Origin of the sequence: Chitinophaga parva (assembly GCF_003071345.1) — a bacterium.
In the GTDB taxonomy this organism is placed as follows: Bacteria; Bacteroidota; Bacteroidia; order Chitinophagales; family Chitinophagaceae; genus Chitinophaga; species Chitinophaga parva.
The window spans coordinates 179,165-197,422 of the sequence record NZ_QCYK01000001.1 but is presented as its reverse complement, the minus strand read 5'-3'; the positions used below and the strand labels follow the sequence as shown (position 1 = coordinate 197,422).

Genomic DNA, 18,258 nt, shown 5'->3' with positions numbered 1-18,258 from the left:
GCAATTTGATCACCAGGAGAATGTACATTGTACGTTGTACGCTGTACGTTGTACGTTAGATAAACAAAAAAGCCGGGCACGTGCCCGGCTTTTTTGTTTATCTCTTTTGTCTTTGTTTCTTAAAGATCTGACCTGTTTTGAACTTGTTACCCTCCGGGCTACCTACGCGGTCCATGGCGCAGCGGAAGCCGATGGTGTTAGTGGCCAGGTCTTCCTGCATGTAACGGCGGTTACCGGGAGAGAGCCAGTAGGCGCGGTCGTTCCAGCTGCCTCCTTTTACTACGCGGCTCTTATCGTTGATCAGGGAAGTGATGCCGTAGCCATATTCCACCTGGGAGAGGGAGTCACCATCCAGGTAGTTGATCACGTCGCCTTTCTGATAGTTCAGGCGGCCGGCGCTTTCCTCGTCGGTTACGTCACGCATTTTCAACTGGCCCAGGCTGTCCTTTTCGGGTTCTTTATCACCGTTCAGGTACAGGGTCTGGAACTTGTTACCACGGAAGTAGTTGAAGTCATCACCGTCAACAGGAGAGAGTGGGCGGTAAACGTCCAGTACCCATTCGCTCACGTTGCCGGACATGTTGTAAATGCCGAAAGTGTTGGGGAAGAAAGAGGTTACAGGACCGGGAATGGAAGCGCGGTCATTCAGGCCACCGGCCATACCCATGTTGTCACCGGAACCACGTTTGAAGTTCGCCAGGAACTGGCCCTGCCAGGTGCCGCGGCGGATATCGCGCAGGCCGGAGTTGTTAGTGCCCCAGCTGTAAACCTGGCGGTTCATGATCAATTCTTCACCACGTTTGCCTTCTTTCTTGGAAGGGCCGGGGTTCTGACCAATGTAACCGAGAGCGGCGTATTCCCACTCTGCTTCTGTGGGCAGGCGGTAGTTGGGCAGCATGATACCATCTTCAAACTGGGCAGCGCGGGGAGATCCATCGCTGTTGCGCAGCTGGGCTTTCACGTCCTTGGACATTTTACCCGGGGTACCTTCGTACTGGCCGGCCAGGTAAGATTTGGTATCGAAAGTATTGTCGTCTGCCTCGGTATTTACGTCTGCTTTAGAGAGCAGGCCTTTATCCATCAGCAGTTTTTCGTTTACACGGTTAGAGCGCCATTTCGCATAATCAGCGGCTTGTTTCCAGTTTACACCTACTACCGGGTAGTTGTTGTAAGCAGGGTGGCGGAAGTAGTATTCCACCAGGGGCTCATTGTAAGCCAGTTCGCTACGCCATACCAGGGTATCGGGGAGGGCTTTTCTCACTACATCGGGGAAAGATTCGCCGTATACGCGCTGCAGCCAGAAAAGATATTCACGGTAGTGTACGTTTGCCACTTCTGTTTCATCGATATAGAAAGATGAAACCGTAATGCGACGGGGAATGTTGTTCCAGTCAGCCATTACGTCCTGCTCAGTAGCACCCATTACAAACGTACCGCCCTGTACAAACACCAGTCCGGGGCCGGTTTGCTGGTCTTTGTTTTTGGCAACGCTAAAACCACCCATTTTAGGGTCGTTATAGCTCCAGCCGGTGGCGGAGGAACTTTCTTTTTTCTTCCCGAACAGTCCCCCGTTTTTACACGCGGTGAACGAGAACATCACGCTGGTGCCTAGGAGCAATGATAGGGAGGTTAATCTACGCATGCGATACGGCTTTATTTAATTTTATTGAATATACTGATGGTAAACGCAAATTTAACATTTTTTATTTTATATCAAAAATAAATAATCTGTAATGATTTGCCCTTGAATAGACCGGGTTCGGCTTTCAAATCAGGGAATTGGATTTAAGAACGGGCCTTCCCAGGAAGTAATTTAACGTATAGAAGGTATTTATTATTTTAGACGGCTGTTAAAATTTATGCGGGGAATGCCCAACTTGCTTATTTGCCTCCGGTACCTGGCCGCCTGGCCCGCTGTGCTGGCCCTTTGGAGCGGTGCCGCAGCCGGCGCTGCGCCTTCACTTTTTCCTGCCGATACGGTGCCCCGGCACTCCGTACTGGCCGGCGGCAGCTGGTATAAATTAGCCGTGCCGGCCGCCGGTGTGTATAAAATAGATGCCGCCCTGCTGGGTGCTTTAGGCATATCCACTACCCATCTTAACACCGCCAGCATACAGTTGTTCGGCACCGGGGGGCGCATGCTCCCGGAGGCCAATGCCGCTTTCCGCCACCCGGACCTGCCGGAAGTGTCCCTGGAAGCGGTGGACGGCGGGGATGGGGAACTGTCTGGCCGCGACTACCTGGCCTTCTATGCCCCCGGCCCCCATGCCTGGACTTACAGCGGGGGCGCCTTCAGCCACCAGTATAATTTATATACAGACACTGCTTATTATTTCCTGCATATCGGGGACGCCGGGGCCCGCATTGACAAAAGCCCTACGCCAGTGGCGGCCCTGCCCCCGCTGACCAGCTTTACCTACCTTGATTTTTATGAGCGGGACAGCCTGAACTTCCTGCATAGTGGCAAGCAATGGTTTGGGACACAGTTTGGCAGCGGCAACGGCCAGCAGCTGGCGTCCAGCGTGGGTTTTAGCCTGCCGGGCACCCCGGTGGACGGTAAGGCCCTGCTGAATGTACGCCTGGCTGCAAGATGCTTTGATTATGGCAGCTTTAATATTTCATTGAATGGCGGGCCTGCCGGCACCCTTAACATGAACCCCGTAAGCGGCGATATCTTCGAAGCCTACGCTACCGCTGCCGCCACGGGGTATGAGGCCAGTTTAAACCAGGCCACTGCCATGGTGGAACTGGCTTTCAGCGGGGGAAGCGGGGCCCTGGGGTGGCTGGACTACCTGGAAATACAGGCCCAATGCCCCCTCCGCCTGCCGGCCAAAGGCATGCTGGCCTTCCGCAACGCCGCTGCTGCCGGGGCGTTGAAGACCTTTAACCTCGCCGCGGCCGATGCACAAACGGAGGTGTGGAATGTAACGGACCTCCAGCAGCCGGTAAAACAAAACACACTGCTGAGTGGCGCCACCCTGGCCTTTTCTGATGTAGCCACCACCTTGCAGGAGTATGTGGCCTTCCGCCCGGCAGACCTGCAAACACCAGTGGCACTGGGACCTGTTGCAAACCAGGACCTGCATGGCCTGCCGGGGGCAGACCTGCTGATAGTGACCGCGCCCTCCCTGGGCGCGGCCGCTACCCAACTGGCCGCCTACCACCAGGCACACGATGGCCTCACGGTGCAGGTGGTGTATATAAATGATCTCTTCACAGAATTTGCCAGCGGCAACCCAGACCCTACCGCGTTACGCGATTTCCTGAAAATGCAGTACAACCGCGGCCAGGCACCCCGCTACCTCCTGCTCCTGGGCGCCGCCAGTTATGATTACAAACACCGCCATCCCAATAACGATAACCTGGTGCCGGCCTTTGAAAGTGATGCATCCCTGGACCCGGTAAATTCTTACGTAACAGACGACTACTTTGCCCTGCTGGATGATGTCGCAGACATTGGCAATGCCGCCAGCAGCACCCCTTTGCACCTGGCCATCGGCCGCATACCCGCCCGTAATGCGGCCGATGCCAATGCGGCCGTGCAGAAGATCACCAGCTATCACGACCCGGCAAACTTTGGCCCCTGGCGTAACAGTATCACCTTCACCGCCGACGACGGGGATGCCAATTTGCACCTGGACAATGCCGATGCCCTGGCAGATACGGTAAACCTGGCGGATGCACAGCTGAACATAGATAAGATCTACCTGGACGCCTATACGAAACAAAGCGGGGCGGGGGGCGCCCGCTACCCGGAGGTGAATACTGCCATTAATGCCGGCATCTACAAGGGCACCCTGATATGGAACTACACCGGCCATGGCAACTACAGCCGGCTGGCGGAAGAGGACATCCTGGACCAGGCCGCGGTGAACGGGTGGGACAATGCCCACCACCTGCCCCTTATGATCACCGCCACGTGCGACTTTGCCCCGTTTGACAACCCGGACTACCGCTCCCTGGGCGAGGACCTGGTGCTGCGCCCCAGGACCGGGGCCATTGCCCTGCTGACCACCACCCGCGCAGTGTATGCCTATGCTAACCAAACCATCAACCAGGCCTACCTGCAGGCGGCGCTCACCCCGGGAAGCGATGGCAGCCTGCCCGATCTGGGCAGTGCTGTTATGTATGCTAAAAATAAAATATATAAAAGTTTTGGAGATGTCACGAATAGCCGTAAATTTCAGCTTTTGGGCGACCCGGCACTGGCGCTGGCGTGGCCCGCATTGCGTGTAATCACCGATTCTATCCACGCCCTGCAAGGCAGTGGGAGCGACACGTTGCAGGCATTAGGTCAGTACAGGATCTATGGCCACGTGGCAAATGATGCCGGCGCATTGCAGGCAGGCTACAACGGTACACTGGATGTTACGGTATACGACAAACCGGCACGCCTGGTAACACGCGGTAATGATGCAGGCAGTACGCCGGCTACGTATAGTTTGCAGCACAATATTTTATATAAGGGCAAACAAACTGTTTCAGATGGAACGTTTACCTTTACATTTGCAGTGCCGCAGGATATCAGCTACCAGGCCGGCGCCGGGAAGATCAGCTACTATACCAGCAATGAAACGCAGGATGGGGGCGGCTCTTACCAGAACTTCCAGGTAGCGGGTACCGCGCCCGTGGCGGATACAGACCACACGGGGCCTGCCATCCGGCTGTTCATGAACACGGAAGCATTCCGCGATGGCGACCTTACGGGGCCTGCGCCGGTGCTGCTGGCACAGTTGCAGGACCCGCACGGTATCAATCTTACCGGTACGGGTGTGGGGCATGATATGGTGGCGGTGCTGGATGATTCCACTACGTTCTTTGTACTGAATGACTTTTACGAGCCCACGCTGGACAGCGCCGGGGCTGGCAGCATCCGCTTCCCGCTTTCCGGCCTGGCAGACGGTCCGCATGCTATTACGCTCAAGGCCTGGGACACCTACAACAATTCCGCCACCGCCGTGGTGCATTTTGTAGTGAAAACCAATGCCAGCCTGGCCGCTGAGCGTGTATACAATTATCCCAATCCCTTCCATGACCAGACGCGATTTGTTTTTGAGCACAACCAGGAGGGCGGCGAACTGAAACTTACCGTACAGATCTATACGACTGACGGTAAACGTGTTAAAAAGATCATATATACAATAAATGCTGCGGGCAGCCGTTTTGATGGGGTGCAATGGGACGGACGTGGCGATAACGGAAGTAAATTGCCGCCCGGATTGTACTTTTACAACGTGATGATTGATAATGGCCCTCAACAACGGGTACTGGGTGGAAAACTGATTTTACTATAGCCTATGACGTCGTATGCAAATCGCTATACCGGGCGCTTGCCAGACTCAAAACCCCTGCTCCAAACAGCATAAAAAGAGCTATTTAATTTATTTACACCGGTAATAAACATATTTTTTGCATGATCCGTAAGGTAACGCTGAGCCTTGTGTTCACATCTTTTTTTATTCTCGGTCTTAACGCTGTATCTGATGCGCAGGTAGCCAATCCTGGCCAAACAGACGGGCGCACCGGAGAAAATATCATCAACACAGCGGTTCCCTTCTTACGTATTTCGCCCGACGCCCGCAGCGGCGCCATGGGCGATGCCGGCATTGCCCTCTCCCCGGACGTGAACGCCACGTACTGGAACTTGTCCAAACTGCCTTTTGCTGAAGAAAACACCAGCGTGGGCCTCACTTATACCCCCTGGCTGCGTGAGCTGACCAACGACGTGTTCCTGGCCAGCCTTAATGGTTACACCAAGCTGGATGAGAACCAGGCCATCGGCGCCACCCTGCGCTATTTCTCGCTGGGCAACATCCAGTTCACCGACTGGAACGGCACTCCCAACGGCGATTTCCACCCGCGTGAATATGCTTTCGACCTGGGCTACGCCCGCAAGCTGGGTGAAGAATGGTCCATCGGCCTGGCAGGCCGTTACATTTACTCCAACCTGGCTAACGGTCAAACCCTGGGTGGTACCGCCATCCGCGCGGGCCGCGCCGTGGCAGCGGATGTATCTTTCTTCCATACCAAGACGTACGACAACGACAACGGCAGCCAGAATGTGTGGAATATTGGTGCCACTATCACTAACATTGGTACCAAGATATCCTACACTTCCTCCGCACAATACAAGGATTTCCTGCCCACTAACCTGGGCATTGGTACGGCCTATACGTTTGGCCTGGATGAGTTTAACAAGATCACCCTTACCCTGGACGTCAATAAGCTGATGGTGCCCACACCAGACAGCAGCGGCGATTACCGGAACAAGGGCGTGGTAGCCGGCATGTTCTCCTCCTTTGGCGACGCCCCCGGCGGCTTCAAGGAAGAACTGCACGAACTGATGTACAGCGGCGGTGCGGAGTATTGGTACAATAACACCTTTGCCGTGCGTGCAGGCTATTACAGCGAGTACAAGACCAAAGGCGACCGCAAGTATTTCACCGCGGGCGTAGGGCTCAAGTATGATATCATTGGCGCCAGCTTCTCTTACCTGGTACCTTCCGGCAACGGCACCCAGCGCAACCCGCTTTCCAACACGCTGCGCCTTACGCTGACCGTGAACCTCTCCCGCGATAACGGCAACTAACCGGCGGGGACCATATTTACCAAAACTTTATCGGACATCCCCCGGCTGCACTGCGCCGGGGGATTTATATTTGTAAGCTGTACAGCGTACCGTTTACATTAACTGGTTGGTTCAGGATCAGTGCTTATCTTGCATATTGCTTTTATTATATAGAATGGTACCTTGTACACTGTGCATTGTACCTTGTACAAAAAAAAATTCATGAGCAACTTCAGAATAGGACAAGGCGTAGATTTTCATCAACTCGTGGAGGGGCGCGACTTCTGGCTGGGCGGTGTAAAGGTGGACCATCACAAGGGAGCCCTGGGGCACAGTGATGCAGATGTGCTGCTGCACGCCATTTGCGATGCCCTGCTGGGTGCCGCTGCGCTGGGCGATATAGGTACCCACTTCCCGGATACCGATATGCAATACAAGAATATTGACAGTAAAATACTCCTGGCCCGCACCAAAGACCTGATCACACAGAAGGGATATGCGGTGGTGAACATTGATGCTACGCTTTGCCTGGAAGCACCCAAGATAAAACCCTACGTGCCGCAAATGCAGGCCGTAATAGCCCAGTACACCGGGCTCACCACAGACGAGGTATCCATCAAAGCCACTACCACAGAGAAGCTGGGCTTTGTGGGCCGCCAGGAAGGCGTGGTAGCCTATGCCACCGTGCTGCTGGAAAAGGCGGGAAACCGGTAGTTTGTACCATGTGCATGGCACCGCATGCAAGCCACTCCTGTTCCGTAACCTGGCCCGTTTATAACATTGGTACCTTGTGCCTTGTGCATGGTACATTGTACAATTAAAATTTATCTTTGCCCAATGCCGATCACTGTAAAAATTATTAATCAGTCCAACAATCCCTTGCCGGAATATGCTACTGCCAGCAGCGCTGGTATGGACCTGCGCGCCCACCTGGAAGCGCCGGTGACCCTGCAATCACTGGAGCGCACGCTCATTCCCACCGGCCTGTTCATGGAACTGCCGGAAGGCTATGAAGCACAGATCCGCCCCCGTAGCGGCCTGGCCATCAAGCAGGGACTTACGTTGCTGAATACGCCGGGTACCATTGATGCAGACTACCGTGGAGAGATCAAGATCATCCTGATCAACCTTTCCACGGAAGCGCAGACCATCCAGCCGGGCGACCGCATTGCACAGATGATCATTGCGCCTTACATCCAGGCGCAGCTGGAAGAAGTAACCTTATTGACAGATACTGCCCGCGGCAGCGGTGGTTTTGGGCACACCGGAAAATCCTGATCTGAGATGCGAATTGGAATAGCCCTTTTAGGCCTGGCCCTTCTGGCAGGCGCATGCAGCCATACGAAACACAGCACCGGTGCCAACGTGCCTGGGAGCCGCGACACCGCGGCCCTGCACCGCTGGACGGACAGCGTGTTTTTTGCCGCGCAGCGCTCCAAGATGGCCGGCGATTACAAGAAGGCTATCACTCAGTTTTCCGATGTACTGCACTACCAGCCCGACAATGCCACGGCCTATTACGAGATATCCCGCCTCTTTGGGCTGCTGCACAATGACGGCTATGCCCTGGGCTTTGCCAAACGGGCTGCCGGCATGGATACCACGAACCGCTGGTTCCAGCTGAACCTGGCCGATGCGCTTTCCACGGCTAATAAATTTGACAGCGCCGCTTTCATCTATGACCGCCTGAGCCGCCTGTACCCCGATAACGACGACTACCTTTATAACAAAGGCCTGCTGCTTTCCCGCGCCGGCGATGCGGAAGGGGCCCTGGCCGCTTTTGACGCCCTGGAAAAGCGCAGTGGCATCGTGGAGGAAGTAGTATACCAGAAACAACGCATGCTGCTGAAACTGAGCCGGGTGGACGAAGCCGCCACCGAGATCCAGAAGCTGATAGACCAGAACCCCACGGAGATGCGCTATCACCAGCTGCTGGCAGAGCTTTATGATGCCAACGACCGTACGGACGACGCTAAAAAAGCATACGAATACATCCTTACCCGCGATCCTAATGATACGCATGCCCTCATAGCACTGGCCACTTACGCGCGCAAGGCGGGTGACTATAATACCTACCTGGTTTACCTGCGCCGCGCCTTTGCCAGCCCGGATTTCAGCATTGATGAAAAGGTGGCGTACGTGTATCCCTACCTGCAAATGAGCACCGTGGATACCTCCAAATTGCGCGAAGCGCTGGGCCTCACAGACCTGATCGTAGAAGCACATCCCAATGAGGCCAAGGCTTATGCGCTGCGGGGCGACATTTACTCACAACTGGACTCCCTGGACGCAGCCCTGAATGATTACAAAGCCTCACTGGCCCGCGATTCCAGCCGCTATACCGTGTGGTACCAGGCCATGTGGATCTACTCCCGCGAGAATGATAATGAAGGCCTGCTGCGAACCAGCAATTCCGTGACCCGCCTTTTTCCCCACGAGTTCATGGGCTTTTATTTCAACGGGATGGCCAACTACCTGCTGCAGCATTACCCGGAAACAATTACCGCACTGAAGAAAGCCGTGGATGTGGGCGCAGACAAAAAGATGCTGGCCAATATTTACTCTCTCATGGGCGACACCTACCATAACCTGCAGAACGATAACCTGTCTGACAGCAGCTATGAACTGGCGCTGGCCCTCCAGCCCAATGATCCGCTGGTACTGAATAATTATAGCTACTACCTGAGCGTGCGCAATGTGCAGCTGGAAAAAGCCGAGCGCATGAGCCGGGAAAGCCTGGAGCTGGAGCCGGAAAGCCCTAACTACATGGACACTTACGCCTGGATACTGTTTCGCATGGGTCGCTTTGCGGATGCAAAAACCTGGATGGAAAAGGCCCTGACCTTTCCTTCCAGCCAGGACAGTCCCGGCATGCTGGAGCACTACGGGGATATTTTATTCAACCTGAAAGACGCGGCAAAAGCCGTGGAGTATTGGCAGAAGGCCCGCGACAAGGGTGGCGATTCTACCACCCTGGTGCGTAAGATCACAGAAAAAAGATACATTCCCGATCCGGCGCCCGCGCCCTGAGTTGGCATTCTTTTTCGATAAACAGCAGGTAAGAAATAAGATCACATGACAAGGACGTTCACCCATGTTGCCGCTTCCGTTCTGATAACGCTCACCGCTATGCTGGGGAGCGCCTGCCACCACGCCCGTCACCTGGCCCGGCCGGTATTTGCCAGTGATACGGCGTCCGCGCATGTAACCGTGCCGGATAGCAGCGGGGAAGCCGCGCAGGCTGCTGCCCTGTACAAGGCGCAATTGCTGGCCACCATCAACAGCCATCATATCAACTTTACCACCTTCTCTTCCAAGATAAAACTGGACTATGACAATGGTGCCGGCAGCGGCATGGATGGCCTTACGGGCAATATCCGTATCCGCCGTGACAGTGCCATCTGGATCTCCGTATCTGCCCCCGTACTGGGAGAACAAGTACGGGTGCTCATCACGCCAGACAGTATGAAACTGGTGAATAAGTACGACAAGAAAGTACTGCTGCGCAGCCTGGCCGATGCCCGCAAGCTTTTGAATATTCCTTTTGATTTTAATACTTTGCAGGATCTGCTGACCGGCAATCCTGTACTTTTAACGGACTCCTTGTACAATGTGGTGCATAGCCCGTCCGTTATTTCGTTCAACTGTGACGGAGATACCTTCACCAGTGTATTTAACCTGGCGCCGGACAACCTGAGCCTGCAGCAAAGCAAGGTGGAAGACAAAATAGGCAGCCGGTCCTGTGAACTTACCTACGCAAACTATGGGAACCAGCAGGGACGGGATTTTGCAGCCAGCCGCCGCATTTTTATATCAGACAAGAACGTGGTGAAAGCCGCGATAGAATATACCCGGGTGGAGTTTGACGGGGCCATCAGCCTGCCTTTCAGCCTGCCTTCCAGTGGTTATACTGTAAACTAACTTATCCATAAAAACATTCATGTTGCAGCGTAAAAGATTTATCCCCTTCATATGGATCTTGTTGCTGGCGCCAATGCTGGTGCTGGCCCAGAACACAGGCCAGCAGCCCGGTTCCAGGGACGACCTGGAACGACGCAAGCGGGAGTTGCAGAAAGAAATAGACGATGCCAATGAAGCCCTGCGGGAAACCAAGAAAAGCACGAAGGAAAGCCTGGGCCAGTTACGTGCCCTGCGCGACAAGATCACGCTGCGTACCCGCCTGATCGAAAATATCAACAGTGAACTGTCTTTCATCAACGACGACATCAGCAATGCCGCCCGCGATGTGAAGACCCTGCAGAAAGACCTGGACACGCTGAAGGTACAGTATGCCCAGCTGGTGGTGTATGCGTATAAGAACCGTAGCACCTACGACATGATGAACTTCATTTTTTCCGCCCAGAGCTTCAACGACGCCCTGAAGCGCTATCAATACCTGAAACAATACCGCGAATACCGCCGCCACCAGGCTGAGAATATTGTAGAAACAGAACAGCAGCTGCAGGCCAAAATAGGCAACCTGCAAAGCCAGCGGGTGAAACGTGCAGATGCGCTGAAAACAGAGGAAGAGCAACGTAAAACGCTGGAAGCGGATAAGAAGGAAAAAGACCAGGTGGTACAGGGCCTGAAAGGCCGTGAAAAGGAACTGCAGCAAGACATCACCCAGCATAAAAAGGAAGCAGCAGAAGTGCAAGCCGCCATCCGTGCGGTGATCCGCCGCGAAATTGAAGAGGCCAAGCGTAAAGCTGCAGAAGAGGAACTGGCCCGTAAGAAAGCAGAAGAAGAGCGACGCGCCCGTGAAAAGGCCGCCCGCGAGGCCGCGGCCGCACAAGCCGCCGCCGACAGGGCCGCGGCCGCAAAAGCAGCAGCTACCAATGCGGCCACCAACAAGCCGGCTACCAAACCGGTAGAGGCCAGGCCGGATGTAGCCGTGAACAATCCGCCCGCCACCAAACCGGTGATAGAAGAAAAACCTGCTTCCAAGCCGGCCCGCGCGGAAAACCCGCTGGAAGCCACGCCGGAAGCACTGGCCCTGTCTGAAAACTTTGAGGCAAACCGTGGGCGCCTTCCCTGGCCCATTGATGCAGGCCGCATCATTTACCACTTTGGTACCCAGCAGAAAGAAGATATCAAGATCATACAGGACTATGACGGTGTGGTAATGGCTACTGCCCGCAATGGCCGTGTGAAAGCCATTTTTGATGGTGACGTAGCCGCCGTGGCAGTGGTGCCTGGTGCCGGTTATGTAGTGGTGATCCGCCACGGTAAATACTTTACCAACTACGTGCACCTGGCCTCCGTGACCGTGAAGAAATACGACAAGGTGAAAACCGGCCAGGCCATTGGTACGGCCAGCTACAGCGATGAAGAAAATGCCGGTATCGTGGAGTTACAGATCTGGCAGGGTGTACAGAAACAAGACCCTGAAAGATGGATACTCAGGAGATAATATCGAATGTTATATCATAAAGAAAGGCAGCCACGCGTGGCTGCCTTTCTTTATGATATATTGTCTCAAACGATATACTGGCGCCACTTTCCGCCATTACCGTTTAGCTACATTTTTTCAAACACCATTGCGGCTCCTTGTCCCACACCTACGCACATGGTAGCCAACCCATACTTGGCATCCGGTCTGCGCTGCATTTCGTGCAGCAGCGTGCCCACAATGCGGGCGCCGGAACAGCCCAGCGGGTGGCCAATGGCAATGGCGCCACCGTTCACGTTCACTTTATGCGGGTCCAGGGAGAGATCGCGCTGACAGGCAAGGGCCTGGGCGGCAAAGGCTTCATTGAGTTCAATAAGATCCAGGTTGGTGGTGTGCAGGCCGGCGCGGTGGAGGGCCTTGCGGGTGGCGGGCACTGGTCCTATGCCCATAATGGACGGGTCTACACCCGCTACTGCCATGGACCTGATACGCGCAATAGGCCGCAGGTTATAGGTTTTAAGGGCACGCTCAGACACTACCAGCACTATAGCGGCACCGTCGTTGATGCCAGAAGAATTGCCGGCAGTAACGCTGCCGTCTTTTGCAAATACGGGTTTGAGGGAAGCCAGTTTTTCCAGGGAGGTATCACGTGGGGGCTCGTCTTTCGAGAAGATCACCTGCTCTTCCTTATTGGGTGTGATGGGCACGGGGATGATCTCCTGTTCCCACTTGCCGGCGTCCAGGGCGGCTTTGTACAGGGTTTGGCTGCGCAGGGCGAAGCGGTCCTGGTCTTCCCGGGAAATATGCCACTGGCGGGCTACGTTTTCCGCGGTTTCGCCCATGGAGTAGGGTGGGTACATAGCGGCCAGTTTCTTGTTGGTGAAACGCCAGCCAATGGTGGAATCGTACATTTCCGTACTGCGGCTGAAGGGGCCTTCTGCCTTGGGCATTACCAGCGGGGCGCGGGTCATGCTTTCTACGCCGCCGGCCAGGTATACATCACCTTCCCCGCACATCACGGCGCGGGCGGCGTCCATCACGGCCTGGAGGCCGGAGGCGCAGAGGCGGTTCACCGTATTGCCCGCCACGCTTACGGGCAGGCCGGCCAGCAGGGCGGCCATGCGGGCCACATCGCGGTTGTCTTCCCCGGCCTGGTTGGTAGCGCCGGCAATCACGTCTTCAATGCCGGCGGGGTCTATACTGTCGTTACGGGTAAGGATGCCATTGATCACGAGGGCCAGGAGGTCGTCCGGCCGGACGGTACGGAGGGCGCCACCGTACTTGCCCATGGGCGTACGTACGGCATCTACAATATATGCTGCCTGCATCTGTGCAATTGGTTTTGGGTTGGTAATTTACCCTTTTTTGAGCTTGCAGGGCACGGCGTTTTGTGTATGCAATTATTTGTGCATATAACATATACAGGAATGCCACTTATCTGCCATTTTGCATCGCCAGTGTAAAAAATGCTGCCGGCCGCTAATTAGCACTGGCAGGGCGTGTGGCGACGGCTTAATTTGCGATGTACTATTAATCGAAAATCGCTATTAACCGAATTTTTACATCCATCTACACGCACCCCAAAAAAGAGTAAACAGTTCCATCTTAGCCCCAAAAATCATTATTTCTTCCATCAGCCCCAAGAAAGCAATCCCCTCCCAGCCGGCCCGTTCCAGGGCCGGACTCCGGGCGGGGTATTTTAATATGAGCGTGGCGCCATCCCCGGAAATCGCCTGCAGCCATTGTTTTAGCGGCCTGCACTCCCGGAGATCACCCGCCATCCGTCCTTTTTCAGCCATCATCCCCGGGGCAAATTGCCCGTTCCCTGCATTAACTGCACTTTAACAACCGCCATCCCCTCAAATTCCCCTATCTTTGCAGTTGCTTATCCGACTGCCGAAAGGTAGCCAATTACTCAGTTAACGATCTGTAATGCATTCAGCACAAAAAAAGAATATCAGGCATTTTGACCTGCCCTCCCTCCAGCAATATTTCCAGGAAATCGGCGAAAAACCCTTCCGCGCCAAGCAGGTGTACGAATGGCTGTGGCTGAAACATGCCCCCACTTTTGAGGCCATGACCAACCTGTCTAAGTCGCTGCGTCAGCAACTGGAGGCTAATTTCAGCCTGCCCGCTGTAACCGTGGATACCTTGCAGAAAAGCGAGGACGGCACCATGAAAAGCCGCTTCCGCCTGCACGATGGCTATTTCGTGGAAGGTGTGCTCATCCCCACCGATACCCGGCAAACCGCCTGCGTGTCATCACAGGTGGGCTGCAGCCTGAGCTGCAAGTTCTGCGCTACCGGCACCATGGGCCGCAAGCGCAACCTCCACTTTGACGAGATCTACGACGAAGTGGCCCTGCTGAACCAGCAAGCCCTGGAAAGCAGTGGTAAAAAACTGACCAACATTGTATACATGGGCATGGGAGAACCCCTGCTCAACTACAATAACGTGCTCAAATCCATTGACCGCATTACCGCGGCAGATGGCCTGGCCATGTCGCCCAAGCGTATTACCGTGAGCACCGCGGGTATTGCCAAGATGATCAAACAACTGGGCGATGACAAGGTGCGCTTTAACCTGGCGCTCTCCCTGCACGCGGCAAATGACCGCAAGCGCAACGAGATCATGCCGATCAATGAAACCAATGACCTGAAATCCCTGGTCGAAGCGCTTAATTACTTCTACAAACAGACGGAGAGCCAGATCTCTTTTGAATACATCCTCTTCCGCAATTTCAACGACAGCCAGCAGGATGCCGATGAGCTGATCAAGATCTACCGCCAGGTACCTTGCGACCTGGTGAACATCATCGAGTACAACCCGATAGATGGGGGCCGCTTTGCCAAGCCGGATGAAGACAAAACACAGGCCTTCATGGATTACCTGGGCAAGCACCGCGTAAACTCCCGCCTGCGCCGCAGCCGTGGGAAGGATATTGACGCCGCCTGTGGGCAGCTGGCCAATAAAACCGCATAAACACGTCATTTCACCCTGCATCCTGCCACCCGGTGGGATGCTTTTTTATAAGTACTGCAGGAATGCAGGATAACAGTCAAATATGAAAACAAACAAACCTGGCGGTAAACGCCCCGGCTCTGGCAAGTTTGCCGATAAAGGCGGCTTTAAGAGAGAAGGCAGCGCCGGCAAATCTTTCCGCGCCGGAAAACCCGGTGAAGACCGTCCCTCCCGTGAACGTAAAGCTGATGGCGAAGAAAAACGCCCTTTCCGCTTTGGCGACCGCCCGAAAAAAGAAGGGGACAAGCGCTTTGGTGATAACCGCCCCAAACTGAGCTTTGGCGATGACAAGCCCAAACGAAGCTTTGGTGATAAGCCTAAACGTACTTTCCGTGGAGAAGAAGGCGAAGAAAAACGTTCCTTCCGCAGCCGCACAGGCGATGATACCAAACGCCCTTTCCGCAGCCGTGAGGAAGGCGAAGCAAAACGCCCTTTCCGCAGCCGTGAGGAAGGCGAAGCAAAACGTCCCTTCCGCAGCCGTGAAGAAGGTGAAGCAAAACGCCCGTTCCACAGCCGTGAAGAAGGTGAAGCAAAACGCCCGTTCCACAGCCGTGAAGAAGGTGAAGCAGGTGAAGACCGCCCTCAACGTAAAAGCCCGATGGAAGGCCGTATCCCCGTACGCAAGCCATCCGCCGACCGGCGTGAAACACCGTCCGGCTTTAACCGTAAAAAATATTTTGATAAGGCCAATGAACGCTTTGCCGATAAGCAGGCGCGTAAGAAAGATGTGAAATCCGGCCTGGAAGGTTTTGAGGAAAACGGTGCAGCAACACCTGCCCCGCATAAACGCGTACGCAAGAAAATAGAAGTAAAACCCGCCGGTGCCGAAGCAACGGAAACCGCCGGTGAAATGCCGCTGAATAAATTTGTGGCGCACTGCGGTATCTGCTCCCGCCGCAAGGCCGTGGATTACATCAAGGAAGGCAAGGTAGCAGTAAATGGTACTGTGATCACTGAGCCTGCCTTCAAGGTAACGGCAAAGGATCATGTGAAGCTGAATGACAAGCGCATCATCATCCAGAAAGACCTGGTGTACATCCTGCTCAATAAACCCAAAGGTTACATCACCACCACCGACGACCCGGAAGGCCGCCAGACCGTGATGGAATTGATTGAAGAAGCGGTGGAAAATGAGCGTGTGTACCCTGTGGGCCGCCTGGACCGCAATACCTCCGGCCTGCTGCTGCTCACCAACGATGGTGAACTGGCGCAGCGCCTGGCCCATCCCAGCAACAACGTAAAGAAAATATACCAGGTAGGCCTGGATAAACCCCTGACCAAGGCGGACTTTGATAAGATCATCAACGGCGTAACGCTGGAAGACGGTCCTGCACAGGTAGACGCCCTGGGTTATGTGGACCCGAAGGACAAGAGCGTGATCGGGATTGAGATCCATTCTGGAAAGAACCGTATTGTGCGCCGCATTTTTGAAAGCCTGGAATACAAGGTGGAAAAGCTGGACCGCGTGATGTACGCCGGCCTTACCAAGAAAAACCTGAACCGTGGCTCCTGGCGCCATCTCAGCGAAAAAGAAGTGATCCTGTTAAAGCATTTCAAGCAGCCAAAATAGGAGATGCGCGTAGAAGAACTGATCTTAATGGAAACGCCCGATTACGTGGTGGTGAACAAGCCTTCCGGCCTGCTCACCATCCCGGACCGGCACGACGGGGAGCTGCAATCGCTCCGGGGCATCCTGCAAAAGCAATATGGAGAGATCTTCGTGGTGCATCGCCTGGATAAAGATACCAGCGGCATCATCCTCTTTGCACGCCATGCGGAAGCCCATAAATATTTTTCCCAGCTGTTTGAGACCCGCGGGGTGAGCAAGTTTTACCAGGGCCTCGTTACCGGCCAGGTAGTGCCGCCCAAGGGCAGCATCCTGGAGCCTATCATTGAACATCCCACCATCAAGGGGAAAATGGCCACGGCCCGCAAGGGGAAAGCCTCCCACACGGATTATGAAGTGCTGGAAGATTTTGGCACTTACAGCCTGGTGAAGATGCAGATCCATACCGGCCGCACCCACCAGATCCGCGTGCACATGAAGCACATCGGCAACCCCATCGTCATGGATGAGATGTATGGTAAGGCCAAGCCGGTATTGCTCTCGGATATCAAAAAGAAGTTCAAACTGGGAAAGTTCACAGAAGAAGAACGTCCCCTGCTGAACCGGCTGGCACTGCATGCATGGCGCCTTGAATTTGACGACATGCAGGGACAGGCCCAGGTGGTGGAAGCCCCACTGCCAAAGGATATGCAGGCAGTGATGACGCAGTTGCGCAAGCATGGGAAATAGCAGGGATTGAGGCTTTGTCCTATGTGTTAAGTCTCAGGTCTTAGGTCCTAAGCCCTAAGACCTGAGACTTGAAGGGCGTAAGCGATATAATCTCCTGCAAGCACTTATCCTAAAAGTAATGCTATAAAAAACGCCTCGCCGGTAAGTCCGGCGAGGCGTTTTCCTTTATCCGTTAGATGGTACCTGGGACCTAAGACCCAGGGCCTAAGACAATTTCCAAAAAATAAAAACGGGGAAAAATCCCCGTTTCGTAAAATCAAAAACCAACCATTAAAAAAATACTTGACAAAAGCTGTTGAGGCTTTTGTGCCTTATTTGTTGGGCTGCGGCGTGGTGCGCAGGTAAGGCTTAATAATTTTATGCCCTTTCGGGAAGCGGGCCGGAATTTCTTCGGTGGGCACCGCAGCAGTTACAATTACGTCTTCACCATCTTTCCAGTCGGCCGGCGTGGCCACGCTGTACTTGGCAGTGAGTTGCAGGGAGTCTATCACGCGCAGCACTTCCAGGAAGTTGCGGCCGGTGGACGCAGGATAAGTGATGATCAGTTTCACTTTCTTATCCGGCCCTATGATAAACAGGGAACGCACCGTGAATGTTTCGGAAGCGTTCGGGTGGATCATATCATACAGGCCGGCTACAACGCGCTCGGGATCTGCAATGATGGGGAAATCCACCTGGGTGTTCTGTGTTTCGTTAATATCCTTGATCCAGCTTTCGTGGCGCTCTACCGAGTCAACACTTACAGCCAGTACCTTCACATTACGTTTTTCAAATTCACTTTTCAGCTGTGCGGTGCGGCCCAGTTCTGTAGTACATACCGGCGTAAAGTCGGCAGGGTGAGAGAACAGAACGCCCCAGCTGTCACCAAGGTATTCGTAAAAATCGATATCTCCAATAGAGGTCTTTGCCTGGAAATTGGGTGCGATGTCGCCAAGTCTTAAGCTCATAGTAAAACAGTTTTACGGGTGTACTGCCAAAAATAAG

Annotated in this window: 13 protein-coding genes; 10 read left to right on the top strand and 3 right to left on the bottom strand. The window is 54.3% G+C overall.

The window, feature by feature from the left end; translation table 11 throughout:
* Positions 1–97: 97 nt before the first annotated feature.
* A complete protein-coding gene (locus DCC81_RS00845; protein ID WP_108684705.1) occupies positions 98–1,642 on the bottom strand; it encodes an SUMF1/EgtB/PvdO family nonheme iron enzyme in 1,545 nt (514 codons plus the stop codon).
* Positions 1,643–1,868: 226 nt separating this feature from the next.
* Here DCC81_RS00845 and porU point away from each other — a divergent pair, with 226 nt between their 5' ends.
* From porU to DCC81_RS00810, 7 genes are all read left to right on the top strand, one after another.
* Positions 1,869–5,294: a type IX secretion system sortase PorU gene (porU, locus tag DCC81_RS00840; protein ID WP_165806384.1), complete on the top strand. Its 3,426-nt coding sequence runs from the start codon at positions 1,869–1,871 to the stop codon at positions 5,292–5,294.
* Between the two features lie 119 nt (positions 5,295–5,413).
* Positions 5,414–6,589 (top strand): type IX secretion system outer membrane channel protein PorV, encoded by a 1,176-nt coding sequence (porV, locus tag DCC81_RS00835; protein WP_108684703.1) that lies wholly within the window; start codon positions 5,414–5,416, stop codon positions 6,587–6,589.
* Between the two features lie 201 nt (positions 6,590–6,790).
* Entirely contained in the window at positions 6,791–7,282 is a 492-nt protein-coding gene (gene ispF, locus DCC81_RS00830; protein WP_108686424.1) for a 2-C-methyl-D-erythritol 2,4-cyclodiphosphate synthase, read from the top strand.
* A 123-nt stretch (positions 7,283–7,405) separates the two neighbouring features.
* A complete protein-coding gene (gene dut, locus DCC81_RS00825; RefSeq protein ID WP_108684702.1) occupies positions 7,406–7,846 on the top strand; it encodes a dUTP diphosphatase in 441 nt (146 codons plus the stop codon).
* A 6-nt stretch (positions 7,847–7,852) separates the two neighbouring features.
* Positions 7,853–9,598, top strand: coding sequence for a tetratricopeptide repeat protein (locus DCC81_RS00820; RefSeq protein WP_108684701.1), 1,746 nt, complete (start codon positions 7,853–7,855; stop codon positions 9,596–9,598).
* 45 nt (positions 9,599–9,643) lie between these two features.
* Complete coding sequence (locus tag DCC81_RS00815; RefSeq protein WP_108684700.1) at positions 9,644–10,489, top strand: DUF4292 domain-containing protein; 846 nt, start codon at positions 9,644–9,646, stop codon at positions 10,487–10,489.
* A gap of 19 nt (positions 10,490–10,508) precedes the next feature.
* Positions 10,509–11,978, top strand: a complete 1,470-nt coding sequence (locus tag DCC81_RS00810; RefSeq protein WP_108684699.1) for a murein hydrolase activator EnvC family protein — start codon at positions 10,509–10,511, stop codon at positions 11,976–11,978.
* A gap of 107 nt (positions 11,979–12,085) precedes the next feature.
* On the opposite strand, the gene DCC81_RS00805 is transcribed toward DCC81_RS00810, so the two are convergent.
* Positions 12,086–13,285 carry a thiolase family protein gene (locus DCC81_RS00805; protein WP_108684698.1) on the bottom strand — a complete coding sequence of 400 codons (1,200 nt, stop codon included), beginning with the start codon at positions 13,283–13,285 and terminating at the stop codon, positions 12,086–12,088.
* Positions 13,286–13,889: 604 nt separating this feature from the next.
* Here DCC81_RS00805 and rlmN point away from each other — a divergent pair.
* The 3 genes from rlmN to DCC81_RS00785 all read left to right on the top strand — a co-directional run bounded on the left by rlmN (position 13,890) and on the right by DCC81_RS00785 (position 17,274).
* A complete protein-coding gene (gene rlmN, locus DCC81_RS00795; RefSeq protein WP_108684696.1) occupies positions 13,890–14,939 on the top strand; it encodes a 23S rRNA (adenine(2503)-C(2))-methyltransferase RlmN in 1,050 nt (349 codons plus the stop codon).
* An 82-nt stretch (positions 14,940–15,021) separates the two neighbouring features.
* Positions 15,022–16,548, top strand: a complete 1,527-nt coding sequence (locus tag DCC81_RS25770) for a pseudouridine synthase (RefSeq protein ID WP_108684695.1) — start codon at positions 15,022–15,024, stop codon at positions 16,546–16,548.
* Between the two features lie 3 nt (positions 16,549–16,551).
* A complete protein-coding gene (locus DCC81_RS00785; protein WP_108684694.1) occupies positions 16,552–17,274 on the top strand; it encodes an RluA family pseudouridine synthase in 723 nt (240 codons plus the stop codon).
* Between the two features lie 311 nt (positions 17,275–17,585).
* On the opposite strand, the gene DCC81_RS00780 is transcribed toward DCC81_RS00785, so the two are convergent.
* The gene (locus DCC81_RS00780; protein ID WP_108684693.1) at positions 17,586–18,221 is read right to left on the bottom strand and encodes a peroxiredoxin; all 636 of its coding nucleotides are present in this window, start codon (positions 18,219–18,221) and stop codon (positions 17,586–17,588) included.
* Positions 18,222–18,258: the final 37 nt, after the last annotated feature.

Bases quoted from the DNA above. Each gene is read 5' to 3' on its own strand.
- DCC81_RS00845 (WP_108684705.1), bottom strand. From the start codon at position 1,642: ATGCGTAGATTAACCTCCCTATCATTGCTCCTAGGCACCAGCGTGATG.
- porU (WP_165806384.1), top strand. From the start codon at position 1,869: ATGCCCAACTTGCTTATTTGCCTCCGGTACCTGGCCGCCTGGCCCGCT.
- porV (WP_108684703.1), top strand. From the start codon at position 5,414: ATGATCCGTAAGGTAACGCTGAGCCTTGTGTTCACATCTTTTTTTATT.
- ispF (WP_108686424.1), top strand. From the start codon at position 6,791: ATGAGCAACTTCAGAATAGGACAAGGCGTAGATTTTCATCAACTCGTG.
- dut (WP_108684702.1), top strand. From the start codon at position 7,406: ATGCCGATCACTGTAAAAATTATTAATCAGTCCAACAATCCCTTGCCG.
- DCC81_RS00820 (WP_108684701.1), top strand. From the start codon at position 7,853: ATGCGAATTGGAATAGCCCTTTTAGGCCTGGCCCTTCTGGCAGGCGCA.
- DCC81_RS00815 (WP_108684700.1), top strand. From the start codon at position 9,644: ATGACAAGGACGTTCACCCATGTTGCCGCTTCCGTTCTGATAACGCTC.
- DCC81_RS00810 (WP_108684699.1), top strand. From the start codon at position 10,509: ATGTTGCAGCGTAAAAGATTTATCCCCTTCATATGGATCTTGTTGCTG.
- DCC81_RS00805 (WP_108684698.1), bottom strand. From the start codon at position 13,285: ATGCAGGCAGCATATATTGTAGATGCCGTACGTACGCCCATGGGCAAG.
- rlmN (WP_108684696.1), top strand. From the start codon at position 13,890: ATGCATTCAGCACAAAAAAAGAATATCAGGCATTTTGACCTGCCCTCC.
- DCC81_RS25770 (WP_108684695.1), top strand. From the start codon at position 15,022: ATGAAAACAAACAAACCTGGCGGTAAACGCCCCGGCTCTGGCAAGTTT.
- DCC81_RS00785 (WP_108684694.1), top strand. From the start codon at position 16,552: ATGCGCGTAGAAGAACTGATCTTAATGGAAACGCCCGATTACGTGGTG.
- DCC81_RS00780 (WP_108684693.1), bottom strand. From the start codon at position 18,221: ATGAGCTTAAGACTTGGCGACATCGCACCCAATTTCCAGGCAAAGACC.